The sequence below is a fragment of the Vibrio sp. E150_018 genome (assembly GCF_053544035.1).
This window is the reverse complement of the sequence record NZ_JBHGNY010000012.1, coordinates 80,011-99,876: the sequence shown is the minus strand read 5'-3', so window position 1 is coordinate 99,876 and position 19,866 is coordinate 80,011. Positions and strand designations below refer to the sequence as shown.

Here is a 19,866-nt window from a genome sequence, read left to right as displayed (position 1 = left end):
ACGGCATTTTTATTAGGGTTGGTATACACCCAAGTCATTTGGGTATAGTCATTAAAGCACGCTAATCAAGATCCCCATCGCAATAACCATCCCCACGTAGTTATTGTTTAAAAAGGCAGTAAAGCAGCTATCTCTTTCTCGATCTTTAATCATACGCTGCTGATAAACAAATAACGCTGCTACCGCAAGTAGGCTCCAATAGTAAGTAGGTGAAAGCCCCATCCAATCACCCAATACCATTAATAATAATAGGCAAGCTAATTGCAATAAGCCAATGATCAATTTATCGAAACGACCAAACAAAATCGCCGTCGACTTAATGCCAATTTTTAAATCATCATCTCGGTCAACCATAGCGTATTGAGTATCGTAAGCGATGGTCCACAACACATTAATCACAAACACTAACCACACTTCAACAGGTAATGTGCCAGCTTCCGCGGCCCACGCCATTGGAATCGCCCAACTAAAGGCTAAGCCCAAAAACAATTGCGGTACATGTGTGAAACGCTTCATAAAGGGATAAATAAATGCGAGTACCACACCGACTAACGACAGCTCAATTGTCAGCCTATTCATACTTAGCACCAGTAAAAATGACACCAACACCAGTACAAAGAACAATACTAAGGCTTCTTTGCTCGAGACTAACCCCGAAGGTAAAGGGCGATTTTTAGTGCGCTTTACATGACCATCAACTTTACGATCGGCAAAATCATTAATCACACAACCGGCTGAACGCATAGTAAACACACCTAGTACAAACACGATCGTCACATGCCAACCTGGTAAACCATCAGCAGAAAGTAGCAACGCCCATAACGTCGGCCATAATAAAAGTAGTGAACCAATTGGACGGTTCATACGGGTAAGCTGCCAATAAGCCGCAGCTTTTGCCATAGTCATATCATTCATTCCTTTCGATAAATAGGCGATGGGGGAAGAAATAGCTCTGCAACCAACATAGGTTTTTTATTCATCCATAAACGAGAACTACGTGCTGCCAACTCGCCTAATGGAGAAGATATGGTCGCTAAATACAACTGATCTCGGGCTACTTGATCTGCTTGAAATACCGTTAATCCTAACGGCACTTCGCCTTGTTTCGATAAATCAAATTGCTCATCGGTTAATGATGAACGGGGAATTAGCGTACTCCCCAGCAACCAAGGCTCACCATCAGCCGCTAATACGACTTCTCGTAGTAGGTAGTCTTGATCTAAAGTGTCCGCTCTTAGCAACATAGCACGTTGAAAGTCGGTTAATTGGCTACTTGGGATAATTTGATTACGCACCACCTCGGCAGACAAGTGCTGACATTGCTGAGAAAAGCGCATCGAAAGCGAGCCTTGTTCGCGCAGCCACTCGGCATCCAAACACTCACCAAAACAAAACGACGATGCCGTTTGCCAATCAAGGCGAGTAAAATAATTAAAATATGAAGAATACATTTGCTCAATCATGTGTAAATCGTCGCTGAATATTACGGCCAAGTGCCATTGTACCAATAGAATGACTCATCGAATATCTAACGCGAAAGAAAGGTATACCTAAAGCACAAAAACTTATACCGCTTTTGACTGCCCTTCCAAGGCGGCTAAACCACAACCGGCAAGCAAGCCCGCTAAATGAGCACTGTTAGCAATCGCCATAAATGGCTGAACAAAACCTAAGACCAACCAACCTAGCATAAAGATTACCAATGGACGCGGAACCGATAAACCTTTGTCAGGTCGACGCCAACCAATAATCCATAAGTACCCCATCAAGGCATAAACCACGCCCGATAGCCCGCCAAAGTTTGCCCCTTCGACCCAATATTGCGCCGAACCGGACAATGCAGCCGACAGAAGAAAAATTTGTAATAACTTACCTGAACCTAATTTCTTCTCAATATCACCGCCAAACTGCCACCACCATAGAAGGTTAAAGGCAATATGAGCGACCGAAAAGTGCAAGAAGGCATGACTGATCCAACGCCATAATTGCCATTTTTGTTCAGGGTTGGCAGGAAAGTGCAAAGATTGGAACAACGGTTGGCCAAAACCAAAGAACAACAAGCCATACACCACAAGGCAAATGGCCATAATTGCTAACGTCAAAGGGCCGGCTTTGGCTTTAATCTGAGCGATAAAGCTCGGGGAGTCATAATGAAATTGCTGAGTACGAGAGTCTGCTACTTCCCAAGAGGCCGCTTGATACTTTTGAGCGTGAGGATTATCGATAAATAACTTGAGCTCAGCTTCTACTTCAATTTGATATTCAGTTTGTTTCAGCCACAACGCGAACAGCCCTTCGCCTTCTGGTGTCATCAAGATTTCAATATCTCGCGATGCCATATAATCTATAAATGATTGTGCAATCCGAGGATTATTTAAAGCGATCAAACGAATCATACGACTACCTATGAAATTTTTCGGTAATGATTAGCCGCAATGCGGCCCCCAAAGGACTAACCCACAAAAGAGTCGGCTAAGTTTTACAATATTAAAACTTAGTAATATCGAAGCTTAATAATACTCAAAGAATATTTAAGCCATTTTTATCATTGGCAAATTACTACGTTGCCATGCTTCAAAGCCACCATCGACACTATACACTTCTTCGAAGCCTTGGTTTACCAAATATTGTGCAGCCCCTTGACTACTAATGCCGTGGTAACACATTACTAATAATGGTTGATCAAACTCTAAATCTTCCATCAAGGCTACAATAGTATCATTCGTTAAATGCTTAGCTTGTTCGGCATGGGCCACCGCAAAAGATTGTGGGTCGCGAATATCTAATAATACCGCTGATTGCTCAATTATCATTTTCTGAGCTTGCTCTACATCGATATGTTGAAACTGGTCCATTATTGTCTCCTTTTTCCATAATAAGGGCAGACTAGTATAACGTATCCCACAACAAACAAAGACAGATAGAAAGTGGGGACACCTTATGGTGTACATAATTCACTCAGCTGTGGATAAGGCTGTGAATTACGTTGATAAAGTGTTTTTATATTTTTGGATCCACAACATGTAGTAATGATCCTGATCTAAGTGTGAGTAAGCGTAACTTTATCAACATTCGAAAAAAGCCCTTAATACCATATATAGTGTATCGTACCCTATACCCACCCCTAGCTTCTCCACATATTTACCCACAGAAAACGATCGCTTGTGATTAACCATTAGATCATTGCCTTTGATCCCCGTAAATAAACTCGATCGCATAAAAAAAGCCAAGATCATGTGATCTTGGCCTTTCATGTTAAATTAAGCGTTCATGAGAGATCGAATTAGAACTCACCTACCGCCAATTTTAATTTTTTCATCGCGTTCTTTTCTAACTGGCGAATTCGCTCTGCCGAAACACTATACGTGTCTGCCAGTTCTTGTAACGTTGCTTTCTGATCATCTAACCAACGAGAGCGTACAATATGCTGACTACGCTCATCTAAAGTTGCTAACGCATGACCTAGACGGTTATTGGTATGGTTTTCCCAATTATCCGCTTCGATATTCTCAGCAATATCAGAATGCTTATCTTCTAAATACAAAACTGGCGCAGTATAAGAAGAGACAGAATCATCATCTTCTGATGGCATCTCAAAGGTCGCATCTTGCGCCGCTAAACGAGATTCCATTTCACGCACTTCAGTGGTCGAAACACCCAGCTCTTTAGCTACCGTTTCAACTTCACCGTTATTAAACCAACCTAAGCGCTTCTTAGACTTACGTAGGTTAAAAAACAATTTACGTTGTGCTTTGGTAGTCGCGATTTTCACAATACGCCAGTTACGTAACACGTATTCATGAATTTCTGCTTTAATCCAATGCACCGCAAAAGACACCAAACGAACCCCCACTTCTGGGTTAAAACGTTTTACTGCCTTCATTAAGCCGATATTACCCTCTTGGATCAAATCCGCTAAAGGTAAACCATAACCAGAGTAGCCACGCGCAACGTGTACAACAAAGCGTAGGTGCGACAAAATCAGGCCTTTCGCTGCCTCAATTTCACCGTGGTAGTGTAGTCGCTCTGCTAAGTCACGTTCCTCTTCAGCCGTCAGCATTGGGTAGCTATTGGCTGTGCGAATATAGCTATCTAAACTATCTGAAGTGACTAAAGTCATTGGATATGCGTTTGACATTCAATTCCTCTTTTGTCTTTAAAAAATTAATAACACACTTTAAAAAAGACAGTTTGATTAATTTCAACCCACCTATTCTGGACCTTCTGCTAGAGATCTTCAAGGGGGTAACTATTATTCATAGCAAATCTCTAGAATGCAAGAGTGAATATAAATTGAATAGAAGAAAGCCTACTAAACTCACATTCACCTTATTTCCACATAAAATTAGTTCAGATTTTTATTAAACCGGTTCGATTTCTTTTAAATGCTTTCTGGCCGATAAATTCGCCGCTATCCAACCTAAAGTAGAACCGAGCATCAACAACAAGATACTTTCATCCCAACCTAAACCAAGCAAACTAAAGTGACTGTCATATAAGCCCGCTAAGGTGTCGACTGCACCACTTAGCAACAAGGTAATAATCAAGGTTAAGAACCAAGCAATTAAGGAGCCTAATAGGCCAAGCCATAATCCGGTATATAAATAAGGTCGTAAGATAAAGCGATCCGTTGCACCAATCAGCTTCATTACTTGGATTTCTTCTTTATGCGCCAAAATGTTGAATCGCAGAGTATTGCCGACAATTAAGAACACCGACACCAGCATCAATAAAGCAAACGAATAAGCGACGATATAAGCTAAGTGTTTAATCGCATCAAGACGAGCAAACCAATCTTCATCCAAGCGAACGTCGGTCACATCGCTTTCTGATTGCAGTTTTTTCGCCAATGTTTTGATGTTATCGGTTTGTTGGTGCTCAGTATCTGGCATGACCACAAGTACCGGCGGCAAAGCGGTATCATTTAACAGTGACATAGCTTGTTCTAAGCCGGCAAACTGACTTAAATCTTCTAGACCTTGTTGCGAGGAAATGTACTGTACCGACTCTACTTCAGGCCAGGTTTCCACTTGGTCTTTTAATACCATCAGGCGTGCTTCTGGCGTACCTTCTTTTAAATACACACTCACTTGTGAAGCGGTATTCATATCCTCAGCTACTATCGCAATATTTTTACCAGCGGTATAAAAGGTTGCAGGTAGTGTTAAAGACATCGATACCACAGCTAAGGTTAAAATAGTACCAAGAGGGCGAGCCATTAAACTACGAAAAGAATCTTTAGCTTGTTTGATGTGAGTTTGAAAAAAGCCTGCCGATTTTGGACGCGCATTCGCTTTAGACAATTTGGCCGCTTTAAGCTTCTTATTGGCCATAGCGTTCTACCTCACTTAAAAAACCTTGGTTTAATTCAAAACGACGATATTGTGGGCGGCTATTAACCAACTCTAAATCGTGGGTAGCGAAAATAATCGACACTCCTGCGCGGTTAAATTCTTCTAATAGATTGAGTACTTGGTGAGATAAGTCATGATCTAAGTTACCCGTCGGTTCGTCAGCTAATAATAAACGAGGACGATTCACTACCGCACGAGCAATCCCGACACGCTGCTGTTCACCACCTGATAATTGACGTGGCAAGCAAGGTGCTTTATCTAGCATACCAATTTTATCTAAGGCAGCTGAAACGCGGCGTTTGATCTCATTTTCCGAGGCGCCTTCAATACGCATTGGCAATGCAACGTTATCAAAAACGGTTCGATCCATCAGTAGCTTATGATCTTGGAAAATAATACCGATATTACGACGTAAAAATGGAATATCTTTACTGGCGATACGCGTAATATCGTGATCATTAAAATAGATCTTGCCATCGCTAGGACGCTCGATCGCACAAATCAACTTCAACAGAGTACTTTTACCTGCACCGGAATGTCCTCCAAGAAAGGCCATTTCACCTCGACGTATATGAAAGTCGACTTTTTGCAGCGCTTGATGACCACCACGGTATACCTTGCTGACTTGTTGAAACTTAATCATTTCTTTCCCTTAATACTCACCCAATAACATGGATAAAAATTATTCTTCTCGGCTAAATAGCGCTTCAATAAAGTCTTGTGCTTGGAATGGACGTAAATCATCAATGCCTTCACCAACCCCAATATAACGGATAGGAATTTTAAATTGATCGGCCAGTGCAAAGATAACCCCACCTTTGGCGGTGCCATCTAATTTAGTTAGGTTGATACCTGTTACCGGTGCGACATCACTAAATAACTTGGCTTGGCTAATCGCATTTTGACCGGTTCCAGCGTCAAGTGTCAGCATAATTTCATGCGGAGCGGAATCGTCAATTTTCTTCATAACACGAACGATTTTACGCAACTCTTCCATCAAGTTGCTCTTATTCTGTAAGCGACCAGCGGTATCCGCAATCACCACATCAACACCACGTGCTTTAGCGGCTTCAATCGCATCATAAATGACTGAAGCACTATCCGCACCAGTGTGTTGAGCGATAACTGGCACATCATTACGTTGACCCCACACTTGTAACTGCTCGACAGCAGCCGCGCGGAAGGTATCACCCGCCGCGAGAATCACCGACTTACCTTGCGATTGGAATTGTTTGGCTAGTTTACCTATGGTAGTAGTTTTACCGACACCATTCACCCCAACCATTAAAATAACGTAAGGCGTTTTGCTGGTATCAATTTCTAGCGGTTGTTCAACATCGGCTAAAATATCGGCCATCTCTTGTTTTAAGAGACCATATAATGCTTCACCATCTTTTAAATCTTGGCGTGATGCTTTTTCCGTCAGATTATCAATAATTTTCACCGTGGTGTTCATGCCCACGTCAGCAATTAATAATTGTTCTTCTAATTCTTCAAATAATTCATCGTCGATTTTCTTGCCTTTAAATAGACCAAAAAATCCCGCGCCAATATTTTGTTTGGTTCGTTGCAAGCTGCGCTTTAAACGAGTAAAAAAGCTTTCGGTTGGCTTAACTTGCTCTTGAACGCGATCAGTTTCTAGTACTTCAGCTTGTTGAGCGACTAGGTTGTCATCTTGAGTGTCATCAGATTGTTGAGAGGTTTCTGAGGCTATCTCTGTATCCAATTCAAGCACTTGTGGTGTTTGCTCTACGACTGACTGCTCAACCTCAGATTGCTCCGCAGCTTGTTCATCAGTTTGCTTAAGCGCTTCATCTTGTTGTGATTCAATATGTTGGTCGGATGAGGCTTTATTCTCTTCTTCAGCAAAACCGAGCCAAGAGAGTAAACCGCGTTTCTTTTTAGCTGTCATGAACAAGTCCTAGCATGCACTTTGATTTAAAGTGGCAAATTTATTTAAGTTTGAGTGGGTAACTAACGCGTAACGAACACATTGATTAGCAATAATAACCAAACATCCGTAATGAGAAAACGGCAAAGTTCTGCACCTTGAAGTTACTTGGGTATATAATATCACTTTATTCGAGCACTCAAAAATCTATCTGCGGTTTATTCTATGCAAAGACGTAAAGCTTCATCTTCTCAATCAGCCAAAGGCAATGTTGGTTTTGTTCGCATCATCAGTGGCTTATGGCGAGGCCGCAAGTTACCGGTCCATGATGCTCAAGGTTTACGCCCCACCACAGACCGCGTCAAAGAAACATTATTTAATTGGTTAGCGGCTGATATTCCCCATGCTCGCTGTCTTGATTTATTTGCCGGTTCTGGTGGATTAGGTTTTGAATCAGCTTCTCGCCAGGCAGAACTGGTGACTATGATAGAGCTCAATAAACAGGCTTGCCAACAGTTAGTCACTAATAGTCGCCAACTCAAAGCCAACAATATTGAGATCCATCAACAAGATGCCTTGCAGTTTTTACAGCAACCTGGGCAAGCCTACGATGTGGTCTTTATCGATCCCCCTTTTCGCCAAGGCTTACTTGAGCAAACTCTCAACTTATTACAACAAAATGGTTGGCTGGCAGAAAATGGCTTAGTCTATATCGAAACCGAAAAAGAGCTGCAATTGCCTGAAATTCCAGAGCATTGGCAGCTACATCGTGAAAAAACAGCCGGACAAGTTTGCTACCGCCTGTATCAACTCAGTTAAAGCCGACATACTACGGAGCAACCGATGAAAAAAGTATTAAATCTATTAGCGAAAGCCTTTATGTTGTTGGTGTGGGCGGTATTTATTACTAACTTAGTTCAGCCATTTCCAGGTATGGCACATATTGCATTAAATGTAATGGCGGTTTTCACCTTGTTTATGCATGGGCTACAAAGTCTGCTGTTTTCCAGTGCACTTGGCGAAGGAGTGGCACTGACACGTTGGGAAAAAATTTCGATTATTTTATTTGGTACTTTTGCGTTACTCGACCTGAAAAATAAATATTTAAAATAATGTCATTATTCAATCTATTAAAAACAACAAAGCCGCAGTTAACTGCGGCTTTGTTAGTGAATTATTCAACCTAAATACTGTTTCAACCCATCTAAGAACATTTGCGTCGACATCATCACCAATAACAAGCCCATTAAACGCTCAATCGCTTTTAGGCCCTTTTCACCCAAAATCCGATGGAAGAAGTTATAAAACATCAAGATCAAAAAGGTGCCCCCCCAAGCGAGGAATACTGCAATCGACCAATCCAACATACGATCTGGTGATTGAGTCGATAACAATAATAAAGACGCTATCACCGAAGGCCCAGCAATCATAGGGATCGCCATAGGCACAAAAAAAGGTTCTTCGCCGGCCGCCAACCCAACAACACCACCTGGTTGTGGAAAGATCATTCGAATCGCGATAATAAATAAGATCAAACCACCTGAAATACTCAAGGTTTCCGCTTTGACATGCAAAAATCCTAAGATGGATTTACCCGCATATAAAAAGAGCAACAGGATCACCAACGCAAATAACAACTCGCGCACCAATACAATACGGCGACGTTTTGGCTCTAAATGCTTTAATATAGAAAGAATGACTGGTAGGTTACCAAGCGGGTCCATGATCAAAAACAGCATTACTGCTGCTGATAAAATTTCCATAAAAAATCCAATTTAAATAATAAGATAAGCGCTATTAATGTGGTGCGTGGTGGGTTGAATCCACCAGCTATCCACTCAGGTTAACAAACATTACTTCAAGACCGTTGGTGCGATAATTAAAATATGGGCACTAAAATAGCAACACATACTCCAAGCATAAGAATATTTAAAAGGCCTTCTAAAATAATGAAGTGCCCAAATCAATACCGCGATAGAAAGCAATAACGCCCCTAACAAACTGCTCATATCCAACAAGGTTCGGTTGATATACCAAAGCTGACCCGCTGCCCACATCATCTGCCATAAAATCAAAGCTACCATCGAAGCTTGAATCGCAAAGCTATCTAATAACGGCAATACCAGTAAGAAAGCGACCACCACGAGTGCAAAAGTTGGAATCGCGACCGCCCAACTCAATGTATGAACTTGGCACCAAAGGTCTAAGCTGTAACAAAGACAAGCAATAGAGAAAAAACATAACTGAAGGTTTCTATATTTAGGGGCAAGCTCTTCTATCCCATAACATAAGGTAAAAAAGACTAGTGCAAAAAGCGATAGTAACCACGACGAATGGTTAAGATCGTGTTGCAATAGCAAACTACCAATCAAGCCAATGAAAAGTAATAATTTGGAGACAGACAACCATTTAGTTTGCTCAAACTTTATAAACACAAGCATGGGGAGCAATAATCCCCCCATTAATAGCCAATACCACATGCGTTTCCCCTTTCTATTTATCAACTTAGTGTAGAGAGAGCCACCAAGAAGGTAAAGGCTAAAATAGCCAAGGTTAGAAAAGCAATGATCCTGATTATCCCCCTCTAATCATTAACTCTAGAAAACAAACATAATGGTCTAAAATCTCCCTTTAGATAATAAAAACAAAACTTTCATAGAGCAATAAATAAACAAGTTTATAAATTCCATATATAACAGTGAGTTAAACGATAAAAATGCGTATTAAAATTAACCAAAAAATAAACAAAAACAATCTATTGTCAAATAAGCTTATATCTTCCTACCTAAAAGTGATAAAAGCTCTCCATATCCATTAAAACTTCACCTACCATTAAAGTTAAACGGTTAAACACAAGGTCATAGATTCTAGCAACCAAAATTATAGGTTTAAAAAAAAATAAAAATACTAAAAAACAAAAAACATACTTAACAAATAAAAATCAACAAGTTAAGAATAAAGCAACAACTCCATAAATGAAATCATGCATTTCACAAATAAAAATAAAAAAATTTAATCGTCACAATTAGCGATTTTTCTTACACTAAACTTACATTTATAGGCCAATATTAAATAGATCTAGATCAACTGTATTTTTTTTGTTATATTAGCTGCATATCTAATCAACCAGAAGGAAGTTTTCACATGACGACATCTCAAAGACAAGGATTGGTATTGATTGCAGTAATGGTTGGTTTAATGACTCTACCAATGATTTCTTAATCAAATACTAAAACAAAAAAGGACGCTAGCAGCGTCCTTTTTTGTTTATATTCAAACGGTTAATTTGGTTTGATTACAAATTTAAATGATGAGCGACCACATCCCAATGAATTGAATAAAATAAAATCGCACCTAGTGTCATTGCCAGCATTAACACAATAGCCACTCCCCAAATAAAACGACCACTTCGTGGTGTCAGTTCTTTTTCACACTCAATACACGTCTGAATAAAATCAGCGGTTAATTCCAAATCAATCTCACCATCCAGTAGTTGTTGACGACTTTGAGCTATTAAATGAATTCTTTGAGCAACATCATGAGGCAAACGTGTCACGCAACTTTCGGTCAGCTCAACTAAACCTTGCCCTTTAGCATGATACTGCTCTCTCAATAAACGTTCTAAACGACGAGTATGTAAAACTACTTTTTCAATATCGGACACTCTACACACCTCTTAGCCACGAATCATATATAAGAATAAACCAACATCAGCCCTATAAAACTAGTCATATGTCGACAAAAACGAGACTGGATCACGAATTATTCTATTAGGGTAGGTAATATCTATCGCAATTTGGATACTATATCCAAGTAACTTCAAGATACGAGTTTCAGGAGGATAACTCTGAATTCTGCATCTTGAAATCACTTGGGTATATGTACTGTAAAATTAATTAGTTAGGATGTATCACAATGCCAATCACTTTATTAATTAGCCTTATTTTACTTATCGGACTGGCGGCATGGATGTATCGCCAATTTCATAAAAAGCACAACTTAGGGCTAGATGCGCCTGAACAACAAGTCAAAGTGATGGTTATCGATAAACAAACTATCGATATTCCTGAAGCTCAATCTGGCCAAGAGGATCAAGAGCATTGGATTTATGTTCAAAAACTTCCAGTGGGACCTAAGCGAGAATTTAAAGTGGGTATCCACTACTACAGCGCATTAAACCCTGGAGATAAAGGCACACTCACTTATCAAGGTGATAAATTCCTTCACTTTGCTTTATTAAAAGAATAACCCCCACTATCTTAAGACTTTCTTACCACTGGCAATAACCAACAAGTCTTATTAGAGCGAGTAATTAACCAACTTAACCCCAACGATCCTACGCCACTCAACACTACCCAAATTGGAATCACCCAAACTGGGTGGCCTTGGTGCCAACCATAAGTTTTCATCGGCCATAGAAAAAGTGGATGCAAGATATAGACCCCTAAACTGTAATCGCTAATAAAACTAATCACTCGCTTCGCCTTACCGACAATAAACTCACCAAAGTAACGAGCTAACATAAATATCATTGTAGCAGCTAATACGGTATTCAACGTTTTATAAGAAAGCCAACGCCCCACTGTGTACTTACCAACTTCAACACTATCCGTTATCACCATAAACCCTGTCATCCATAATGCAGCGACGCCCAACACTGTCAGCCCTATCACGAGCGAGTGATTTAGCGGTAATTTTTGATAACAGACATAACCCAATAACAAATAGCCACTATATAAATAATATTGATTACTCCATGGCCCATCAAAACTCAGTAAATAAAAGGCAGTGGTCATTAACCACAGCATCACCAAGATGAACAACCCAGTGTTATCAATTTTTTGCACTAATATTTGCAAGAAAGGAACAACGAAATATAACGGAAGGAAATAATAGAAAAATCCAAGGTGGTAATAAGTTGCATGATGAAAACTATCCGCTAACACAGAGGAAGCAAGTTCACCATCAAAACCATTGATTCCCCAACCAGAAAGATAAGCATAAAATAGCGACCAAATTAAAAAGGGGACGAGTACTTTGCCAAATCGACGTTGCAGATAATATTTGGCATCAAATGGACGACGATCACTTAATAACAAAGCACCTGAGATCATAATAAATACAGGTACTGCCCAACGAGAAATACTATTGAGACTCACCGCGGTGACCCATTGATTAAAAGGAATCACTCCAAGATCATGACGATAAGGAGCCAGCACATGAATAGCGATAACAAAAATAGCCGCTACGCAACGCAATAAATCAAAGAAGAAAACCCTTGGCTGACTAGGCTGGGTTGATTGGCTAACTTGCGACATAACGTGTCACTCCATGATTACTTTATCCATCTAACATAAAGCAACAATAACTGCATAGCTATAACCTGACCAAAACTTAACTTATCGTTACATCATCTAGGCTTTATATTTAAAACCATAAAATGACCCAATAAAATAGATAAGAAATCGCTACGGAAGATAGACAAAAAGTGGCATAGTTGAAGCAACATAATTGCGTAATGATTAAGCAGCATATGATTGAGCACAACAAACACTGGCAACGTGAACAAGAGTTGATCGCGTTTTCACAACAGACTTTAAGCCCATTTTGGCAATCCCGAAATGAAGGATTTATTGAAGGCCAGCAGGGCAAGAAACTGTACTGGGTTTCTTTCACTCGTCCTGAAAATACCAAAGTTATTCTATTGGTCAATGGTCGAATTGAGAGTGTTTATAAGTATCAAGAATTGTTTTGGGATCTCGTAGAACAAGGCTATGACGTTTACTCTTATGACCATCGTGGTCAAGGCATATCAGAACGTTGCTGCACCGATAAACAAATCGGCCATGTTGAGCATTTCGACTACTACATTAAAGATATGCATCATGTCGTCGAAGCGTTTGATTTCAGCCGTTACCAAAAACGCTTTATTTTGGCTCACTCAATGGGTGGGGCCATTTCAACTCGTTATCTGCAAACTCATCCAAACCATTATTTTGATGCAATTACATTCAGTGCACCAATGATCGGCATTCAAATGCAATGGTATCTTCGCCCGATCTCTGGTCCACTGACTAAATGGATGTCATCCCGTAGCTCAGAGCCTATCTATACGCCGGGACAAAAACCATATTATAACAAACCCTTTGAAACTAATGACCTCACTCACAGTGCACTGCGTTACCAATGGTTCCGAAGCTTGTATGAGCAACAACCCGAAATTCAACTCGGTGGCGTCAGCACTCACTGGGCGCATCAATCATTAATCGCCGCTAAGCTCTGTAGTAAAGAAGCGCATAAGTTGAATTTACCCGTACTCTTGATGCAAGCCAGTCAAGATACCGTGGTCGATAACAGCGCACAAAAACGTTTCATCAACAAGATCAACAAAACCAAGCCGGGGTTAGCAAAATTAGCAATAATACAAGGTGCTCGCCACGAATTGTTTTTTGAAACCGATGAACTCCGTAGCCAAGCTCTTGCTCAGTGCCTGAATTTTTTTGCCCAACAATCTTAATTCCTAGGGCCTGTTGTTCTTTTGTAGTTAAATTTTGTTCGCGATAAAAGAGGAAATGAACCATGCAAGCTTTACCCTCTTTTTTCCTATTAAATTAACGTAAACTATTCCTGTTTTTAAATGATTCTATAGAGGCAATATGTCAAACCACACGCTTTCTCAACCTGCTCTACAAGATGTGAATATTGTTGCATCGGATTTAGATGGCACGCTATTGTTGCCCGATCACACCTTAGGTGCATTCACCAAGCAAACCCTGAAGAAGCTACATGAAAAAGGCATGACGTTTATTTTTGCCACAGGTCGCCATCATGTTGATGTGGAAAGCTTCCGTGCTAGTGCGGGCATTCCGGCTTATATGATCACGTCTAATGGCGCGCGTGTTCATTCGCCAGATAATGAATTATTATACAGCAAAAACCTGCCTGAAGATGTGATTCAGCCGATTGTCGATATCATCAAACAAGATCCAGACCATCGCATTCACATCTATCGCAGCAATGATTGGCTGACGGATAAAGAAGATCTAAAACTCAGCAAGCATCACCAAGAATCTGGGTTTAATTATTCATTATTTGATATTAATAACGCACCAACCGAAGACATTGCTAAGTTATTCTTTACCCATACCGATCATGATCATTTAGCCGCTTATGAACAGCAGCTAAAAGAACAGTTTGGTGACCGCATCAGCATTGCCTTCTCAACCCCTTGGTGTTTAGAAATCATGGCACCTAATGTATCAAAAGGGGATGCATTATTAGCCGTGGCCAAAAAGCTGGGCAAAAAACTTGAAAACTGCATTTCGTTTGGCGATGGTATGAATGATGTAGAAATGCTCGCCACAGCGTATAAAGGTTTAATCATGGGCACCGCTCACGACAAAGTGATGAAAGCGCTACCAAACAATGAAATTATTGGTAACAGCATCGACGAAGCCGTCGCACATTACCTAGAAGATCACTTGTTATCGTCTCCTATACATACAAGTAGTTGAATCAAAAAATGGCAGCTCAATTAAGCTGCCATTTTTTATCACTACAAGTAACCTACTCTTTATCTAAAATTACCTGCCATTCAAATTTACTCACAGGCATGATCGATAGACGATTTCCTCTTTTCACCAAAGGCATATTTTCCAACTCGGGCATGGCTTTCATTTCTGCCAAGCTAATAATACGACTGGTTTTACGAACAAACTCAATATCCACCATTACCCATCGTGGGTTACTCGGCTCAGACTTAATATCAAAATAAGGGCTTTCTGGATCAAATTGGAAGTGATCTGGGTATGCGCCTTTCACTACTTTAGCGATGCCCGCTACCCCAATCTTTTTGCAAGAAGAATGGTAGATCAAAACCTCATCCCCCACTTTCACTTCATCACGCAACATATTACGGGCTTGATAATTGCGGACTCCCTCCCAACACGCGATATTTTGCACTCGCAAAGTATCAATCGAAAACGTGTCGGGTTCAGTTTTAAATAACCAATATGCCATAATGAACCTTCTGTTTTGCTGTCAGTCTACTAAGTGACTTGAAATTACTTGGCTATACAAAGAAATAACCAGCGTTAAATAAATCATTTGGTTACGTATCATTAAGGAATAAAAAATACCATGAAGGCTTATACAATCCCATTGAGTTTTTCTGCACTATTGTTACTAAGTGCATGTTCCAGCCAACCGGATGAACCACAACTATTGGCACAAAGTGAACCAATTGAAATGGCCAGCAGCAAGGCTCAGGACTCGAACAGCAACAACATTTCAGAGCAAGATTTCATTTTAGCTAGCCAACAACAAGCCAAAGACAAGGCAGCCGAACAATTCGTAGGGACTTATCAAAGCCAGCCTATCGCCGGTTTAACGACCAGATTAGTGCTGAATGCCGACCACACCGCGATTACTCATTATGATTATCAAAATGGAGATAAAGGCTTAGTTGAAACGGGTTATTGGCAACAACAAGATCAGAAAGTGCATGTGTTAATGACTCAACATGAAAACACCCAAGTGAAAGCACTGCGAGTGTTTAGTGTTGATGGTTTTCAACTCAAAGCTCGCAAAGAAATCATTAATGGTGGTGAATATAACCTAGGCATGAATGGCTTAACGCTACAAAAAATGAAAGTTGAAACCACGATGGTCGAAGCAGGAGCAAAAAGCACTCAAGGCCCAGTTGATGCGTTAGCAGTCGCAAGCATTAAAGGCAGCAATCAATATGATGCCAAAGTCGATGCCACCTTACGTCAGTACTTTAAATACAACCGTACCGATCCAAAAAACAACCGTTATCGCTGGCTAACTTACGATATTAACAATGACCAACAACCTGAATTATTTATCTTAACCGACTGGTGTGGCTCCGGCGGTTGCACCCTCTTAATGTTTGAAAACCATAATGATGAATGGCGTTTTAACAGCCGTATCACTCAAGTAAGCACGCCTATACAAGTCACAAATTATCATCACTTTGGTTGGCGTGATTTAATCATTCCAGTAAGTGGCGGCAGCACCAAAGCATCCAATCACGCGATGGAATACACCGGCGTCAGCTACCCGATTAATGCTTCTACTGCGCCAGTAAGTGATAAAAAAGGCAACGTCACCCTATTCTCCGATAACATCAGTGCAGCGCAACAAGGGATAAAAATGTAAACTATACCCAAGTGACTTCAAGAGGCAGAATTCAGAGCACCTTGAAGTTACTTGGATATAAACTCGTTTCCACCTATTCAGCAGAGCCAGTATGTCACAGCAAAGCACGACTCAAACCACAGCATGCCCACGCTGTGGTCTACGTTATCAATGTATTTGCCGTCACCGCCCTATACTTGATAGCACTACGCAGATTGCTCTACTGACGCATCCAAAAGAAACCCAACGCGCCACCAACACCGGAAAACTTCTCATCCATAACTTATCTAATTGCCAAGTGCATATTTGGGATCGCGTAAATCCACCAGTAGAGCTAGTAAAACAAATTACTGAACAACCAAGTTATCTGCTGTTTCCAAGTGAAGATGCGATTGAAGTGAGTGAGTTACAGGCTTCGATAAAAATCCATGAGAACCGAAGCTCACCATTATTTATTATCTTGGATGGCACCTGGCAAGAAGCCAAGAAAATGCTCAATAAAAGCCCTTGGCTACAACGCTTGCCGAAAGTAGTGCTATCAAGTGAACAAACGTCGAACTACCGCCTCCGTCGCAATCAAGAAGCGGGAAATCTATGTACTTGTGAGGTTGGAATATCGCTGTTGCAGCAACGAGAGCCACACAAGGACTTTTCATCACTACAACAGTATTTTGAGTTGTTTTTAAAGGTGTATGAGGCGGATAGGCAGCATTTAGTTTACGGTTAGCGTGTCTCGTGTCTCGTGTCTCGTGTCTCGTGTCTCGTGTCTCGTGTCTCGTGTCTCGTGTCTCGTGTCTCGTGTCTCGTGTCTCGAACGCAACTTAACTTTTCAGATAAAGAAGTCTACACATAGAGTGATTTTCAAATTATGTAATCTACTCGCGACCTTTTCCGAGCCACGAGAAGCAAAGCGCCCTAGCAACGAGCTACGTAAAATTAATCAAATCCTCAAGTGCGGTGATCTCTACATCCGGCAGTACTCGGCCATAATCTTCATGTTTAAGTGATTTGTGATAATCATTAATCCAACAGGCTTGCATGCCAACGTATTTGGCTCCTGCGACATCGGAAATCAGGTTATCACCTACATGTAAAACATGTTCAGCAGGCAAGCCGAGATGCGCTAGTGCGGTTTCAAACATTTGAGCATGGGGTTTTGCCCAACCATCTGGGCCGGCGTTAAGCACCAAATCAAAATACTCACCAAGACCAATTTTATCGGGATTGACGTTACCATTGGTGATCGCGATCAGCGGCATTTTCTGTTTAAGCTGAACCATCACGTGGTGGGTCATGGGGGGTACTTCAATTTGATGACGCCAAATCACCACTTGATCCATCGCCGATTTAGCCGCTTGAGAAGCTTTTGGATCATCGTAACCCAAATGGATTAATCCCTGACGAATTTGCTGAAAACGCCACTCAGAAACGTCACTTTGTAGAAATGGCGTTTGCTCGGCGAGTTTGAATTTCAACAAGCGCCACTCTTGATGACTCATGTTTTGGCTGATGGGGTGATGCTTATGCATCCAGTCTGCGGTCTTTTGTTCAAGGCCGACAATCACAGGATGGTTATCATAGAGGGTATCATCTAAATCAAACGTCATAGCTTTAATGGTGGGAATATTGCGATAAAAGCGTAATGACATAGGTCGCTCCTAGTTTGATTTAGTGTGGAATAAAAGGTTAATCGTCCGATTCAGAGTTGGATGGCGCGCGATTTTTCTTCGCCCTAGGGTGCGCGTTATCGTAAACCTTCGCTAAATGTTGAAAATCTAAGCTAGTGTAAATTTGGGTAGTCGAGATATTTTCATGACCCAGTAATTCTTGCACCGCTCTTAAATTACCGCTCGATTCCAACATGTGAGTCGCAAATGAGTGACGCAATTTATGTGGACTAATATGACTAGAGACCCCTTGCTTAATACCCCACTCTTCCATGCGTTTTTGCACATTACGATGTGAAATGCGTGTGCCACGTTTGGAGACAAATAATGCTGACTCGTCTTCATTAGCCAGACTAGAACGCACTTGTAACCAACGCTCTAACCATTGCTTAGCTTGGCCAGAAAACGGCGCTTTACGCTCTTTATTGCCTTTACCGATCACACGAATTTCACCAATATTAAGCTGTACATGATTGGTATCAATGCTAACTAATTCGGCTAGACGTAGACCTGCGCCGTACATCAATTCCATCATGGCACGATCACGTATCGAAAGTGGGTCATCGTCATTCATTTCCAACAACTGACTAACCGAATCGATATCAAGGTTCTTAGGTAAAGGGCGTTTTTTCTTCGGCGCCGCTACCCCTTTGGCTGGGTTAGCGGTTAACTCATCGATCGAAATAAGATAATCAAAGAAGCTACGTAAAGACGATAAACGCGTGCCAATGCTGCTAGCTTTTAACCCTTCGCGCATTCCTTTAGTGGTCAACTGTCTTACCCACGCGGCGTCGACTTGCTGCCATTCGGTAATCCCCATATCAATCAGTTGTTGAGTCATAATGGTTAACTGACGCTGATAGTTAGCTTGAGTATGGGCACTTAAGCCTCTTTCATGATGTAAATAATCATAAAAGCGTTGTAGTGATCTCGCTAAACTAGCTGGGAAATTAGGATTCATTGGCGCAGCTTAAGGTTTCTAGCTCGCTCGATTCCATTTGTTCATCAAGCAGCTGAACCATAAAAGTAACTAACTCGGTCAGGTGACGCAAAAACAAGGTGTCCATTTCTGGCTGAAAATGACCGCCTTCTTGACTAGAAAAAGCCAATAAGCCCAATTTTTTACTATGCGCTGCTAAAGGCAAAATCACATAAGAGCCTAATTCGGACATCTCATTGTTAGCAAAACGATCACCGCCAAATAACGCATAACGGTCTTGGCGATTTAAGCGACCAAGGTAAGCATCTTTACCATTTAAATGATTAGTGACAAATCTCTGGTAGGTATCGCAAGATAAGTGCCAATTTGAATTAACATGCTCAACCAATAAAAGGTGTGATTTCAAGCCTATCTTACGGCTATATTGCATGATTTCTTGATCAAGTGCTTCGATTGATTGACAAGCCAGTAACGACTTTTGCAACTCCATTAATTGATGGAAAGTGCGATCGTTTTTGGCTGCCAAAGACATCATTTGCGTAATGTCTTCTTCAAGCTCTTCGATACGCTGACGTTGACGGCGCATTTGCACTTCAACCAAAGAAACCGCCCCTTGCTGCTGATGGGAAATGGCTAAGCGGTCCACCAGCTCAGGACGATGTAAAAAGAAATCAGGATTGTCTTTTAAATATTCTGCTACCGTTTCGGCAGTCAAATGATCCGCTTGCATCACTCACTCTATGTTTGAAATGTGTTGTTAACTATATTCTATAGCCAAAGTAATTGGAGTTGCAGTGAGGCGACAAGTGAATGAGGCCTCATGAGCATAGCTCGCCTATGTGATTGAGGAGAATG

Annotated in this window: 23 protein-coding genes; 7 read left to right on the top strand and 16 right to left on the bottom strand. The window is 41.0% G+C overall.

Annotated features, from left to right (window positions below):
* Window positions 1-51 precede the first annotated feature (51 nt).
* From ubiA to ftsY, 8 genes are all read right to left on the bottom strand, one after another.
* A complete protein-coding gene (gene ubiA / locus ACE3G9_RS12455; protein WP_417881337.1) occupies window positions 52-906 on the bottom strand; it encodes a 4-hydroxybenzoate octaprenyltransferase in 855 nt (284 codons plus the stop codon).
* Window positions 907-911: 5 nt separating this feature from the next.
* On the bottom strand, window positions 912-1,460 hold the full coding sequence (locus tag ACE3G9_RS12450) for a chorismate lyase (RefSeq protein WP_417881362.1): 549 nt from the start codon (window positions 1,458-1,460) through the stop codon (window positions 912-914).
* A 105-nt stretch (window positions 1,461-1,565) separates the two neighbouring features.
* Window positions 1,566-2,396 carry a rhomboid family intramembrane serine protease GlpG gene (glpG, locus tag ACE3G9_RS12445; protein ID WP_449219280.1) on the bottom strand — a complete coding sequence of 277 codons (831 nt, stop codon included), beginning with the start codon at window positions 2,394-2,396 and terminating at the stop codon, window positions 1,566-1,568.
* Between the two features lie 135 nt (window positions 2,397-2,531).
* A complete protein-coding gene (gene glpE, locus ACE3G9_RS12440) occupies window positions 2,532-2,855 on the bottom strand; it encodes a thiosulfate sulfurtransferase GlpE (protein WP_417881335.1) in 324 nt (107 codons plus the stop codon).
* 428 nt (window positions 2,856-3,283) lie between these two features.
* Window positions 3,284-4,138, bottom strand: coding sequence for an RNA polymerase sigma factor RpoH (gene rpoH, locus ACE3G9_RS12435; RefSeq protein ID WP_417881334.1), 855 nt, complete (start codon window positions 4,136-4,138; stop codon window positions 3,284-3,286).
* A 223-nt stretch (window positions 4,139-4,361) separates the two neighbouring features.
* Window positions 4,362-5,333, bottom strand: a complete 972-nt coding sequence (gene ftsX, locus ACE3G9_RS12430) for a permease-like cell division protein FtsX (protein ID WP_449219279.1) — start codon at window positions 5,331-5,333, stop codon at window positions 4,362-4,364.
* On the bottom strand, window positions 5,323-5,997 hold the full coding sequence (gene ftsE, locus ACE3G9_RS12425; protein WP_417881332.1) for a cell division ATP-binding protein FtsE: 675 nt from the start codon (window positions 5,995-5,997) through the stop codon (window positions 5,323-5,325). The genes ftsX and ftsE overlap by 11 nt, the downstream gene beginning before the upstream one ends.
* A gap of 39 nt (window positions 5,998-6,036) precedes the next feature.
* Window positions 6,037-7,266 (bottom strand): signal recognition particle-docking protein FtsY, encoded by a 1,230-nt coding sequence (gene ftsY, locus ACE3G9_RS12420; protein WP_449219278.1) that lies wholly within the window; start codon window positions 7,264-7,266, stop codon window positions 6,037-6,039.
* Window positions 7,267-7,470: 204 nt separating this feature from the next.
* Between ftsY and rsmD the strand changes: the two genes are divergently transcribed.
* Together rsmD and ACE3G9_RS12410 are read left to right on the top strand one after the other, a co-directional pair.
* Window positions 7,471-8,064, top strand: a complete 594-nt coding sequence (rsmD, locus tag ACE3G9_RS12415; RefSeq protein ID WP_449219277.1) for a 16S rRNA (guanine(966)-N(2))-methyltransferase RsmD — start codon at window positions 7,471-7,473, stop codon at window positions 8,062-8,064.
* A 24-nt stretch (window positions 8,065-8,088) separates the two neighbouring features.
* Window positions 8,089-8,358, top strand: a complete 270-nt coding sequence (locus ACE3G9_RS12410) for a DUF1145 domain-containing protein (RefSeq protein WP_449219276.1) — start codon at window positions 8,089-8,091, stop codon at window positions 8,356-8,358.
* A 65-nt stretch (window positions 8,359-8,423) separates the two neighbouring features.
* Here ACE3G9_RS12410 and ACE3G9_RS12405 read toward each other — a convergent pair whose 3' ends face one another.
* The 3 genes from ACE3G9_RS12405 to ACE3G9_RS12395 form a co-directional block, all read right to left on the bottom strand.
* Window positions 8,424-9,008: a YhgN family NAAT transporter gene (locus tag ACE3G9_RS12405; protein ID WP_417881328.1), complete on the bottom strand. Its 585-nt coding sequence runs from the start codon at window positions 9,006-9,008 to the stop codon at window positions 8,424-8,426.
* Window positions 9,009-9,098: 90 nt separating this feature from the next.
* Window positions 9,099-9,725, bottom strand: coding sequence for a lysoplasmalogenase family protein (locus ACE3G9_RS12400; protein WP_417881327.1), 627 nt, complete (start codon window positions 9,723-9,725; stop codon window positions 9,099-9,101).
* An 815-nt stretch (window positions 9,726-10,540) separates the two neighbouring features.
* On the bottom strand, window positions 10,541-10,909 hold the full coding sequence (locus ACE3G9_RS12395; protein ID WP_417881326.1) for a DUF4145 domain-containing protein: 369 nt from the start codon (window positions 10,907-10,909) through the stop codon (window positions 10,541-10,543).
* 251 nt (window positions 10,910-11,160) lie between these two features.
* On the opposite strand from ACE3G9_RS12395, the gene ACE3G9_RS12390 reads away from it, so the two are divergent.
* Window positions 11,161-11,493 carry a DUF2500 domain-containing protein gene (locus tag ACE3G9_RS12390; protein WP_417881325.1) on the top strand — a complete coding sequence of 111 codons (333 nt, stop codon included), beginning with the start codon at window positions 11,161-11,163 and terminating at the stop codon, window positions 11,491-11,493.
* Window positions 11,494-11,504: 11 nt separating this feature from the next.
* Here ACE3G9_RS12390 and ACE3G9_RS12385 read toward each other — a convergent pair whose 3' ends face one another.
* Window positions 11,505-12,563: an acyltransferase gene (locus tag ACE3G9_RS12385; protein ID WP_417881324.1), complete on the bottom strand. Its 1,059-nt coding sequence runs from the start codon at window positions 12,561-12,563 to the stop codon at window positions 11,505-11,507.
* A gap of 179 nt (window positions 12,564-12,742) precedes the next feature.
* Here ACE3G9_RS12385 and ACE3G9_RS12380 point away from each other — a divergent pair, with 179 nt between their 5' ends.
* Together ACE3G9_RS12380 and ACE3G9_RS12375 are read left to right on the top strand one after the other, a co-directional pair.
* Entirely contained in the window at window positions 12,743-13,762 is a 1,020-nt protein-coding gene (locus ACE3G9_RS12380) for an alpha/beta fold hydrolase (RefSeq protein WP_449219275.1), read from the top strand.
* 139 nt (window positions 13,763-13,901) lie between these two features.
* A complete protein-coding gene (locus tag ACE3G9_RS12375; RefSeq protein ID WP_417881322.1) occupies window positions 13,902-14,759 on the top strand; it encodes a Cof-type HAD-IIB family hydrolase in 858 nt (285 codons plus the stop codon).
* 52 nt (window positions 14,760-14,811) lie between these two features.
* Here ACE3G9_RS12375 and ACE3G9_RS12370 read toward each other — a convergent pair whose 3' ends face one another.
* Window positions 14,812-15,264, bottom strand: a complete 453-nt coding sequence (locus ACE3G9_RS12370) for an EVE domain-containing protein (protein WP_417881321.1) — start codon at window positions 15,262-15,264, stop codon at window positions 14,812-14,814.
* A 120-nt stretch (window positions 15,265-15,384) separates the two neighbouring features.
* On the opposite strand from ACE3G9_RS12370, the gene ACE3G9_RS12365 reads away from it, so the two are divergent.
* Both ACE3G9_RS12365 and ACE3G9_RS12360 read left to right on the top strand, forming a co-directional pair.
* Complete coding sequence (locus ACE3G9_RS12365; protein WP_449219274.1) at window positions 15,385-16,425, top strand: hypothetical protein; 1,041 nt, start codon at window positions 15,385-15,387, stop codon at window positions 16,423-16,425.
* Window positions 16,426-16,516: 91 nt separating this feature from the next.
* Window positions 16,517-17,131 (top strand): tRNA-uridine aminocarboxypropyltransferase, encoded by a 615-nt coding sequence (locus ACE3G9_RS12360; RefSeq protein WP_449219273.1) that lies wholly within the window; start codon window positions 16,517-16,519, stop codon window positions 17,129-17,131.
* A 199-nt stretch (window positions 17,132-17,330) separates the two neighbouring features.
* Here the strand turns inward: ACE3G9_RS12360 and yigB are convergent, their stop codons facing one another.
* Genes yigB through ACE3G9_RS12345 form a run of 3 tightly spaced genes read right to left on the bottom strand, consistent with a single transcriptional unit; the run spans window position 17,331 to window position 19,741 of the window.
* Complete coding sequence (gene yigB, locus ACE3G9_RS12355) at window positions 17,331-18,053, bottom strand: 5-amino-6-(5-phospho-D-ribitylamino)uracil phosphatase YigB (RefSeq protein WP_449219272.1); 723 nt, start codon at window positions 18,051-18,053, stop codon at window positions 17,331-17,333.
* A 37-nt stretch (window positions 18,054-18,090) separates the two neighbouring features.
* A complete protein-coding gene (gene xerC / locus ACE3G9_RS12350; RefSeq protein WP_449219271.1) occupies window positions 18,091-19,032 on the bottom strand; it encodes a tyrosine recombinase XerC in 942 nt (313 codons plus the stop codon).
* Window positions 19,022-19,741, bottom strand: a complete 720-nt coding sequence (locus ACE3G9_RS12345; protein ID WP_449219270.1) for a DUF484 family protein — start codon at window positions 19,739-19,741, stop codon at window positions 19,022-19,024. The genes xerC and ACE3G9_RS12345 overlap by 11 nt, the downstream gene beginning before the upstream one ends.
* Between the last annotated feature and the right edge of the window lie 125 nt (window positions 19,742-19,866).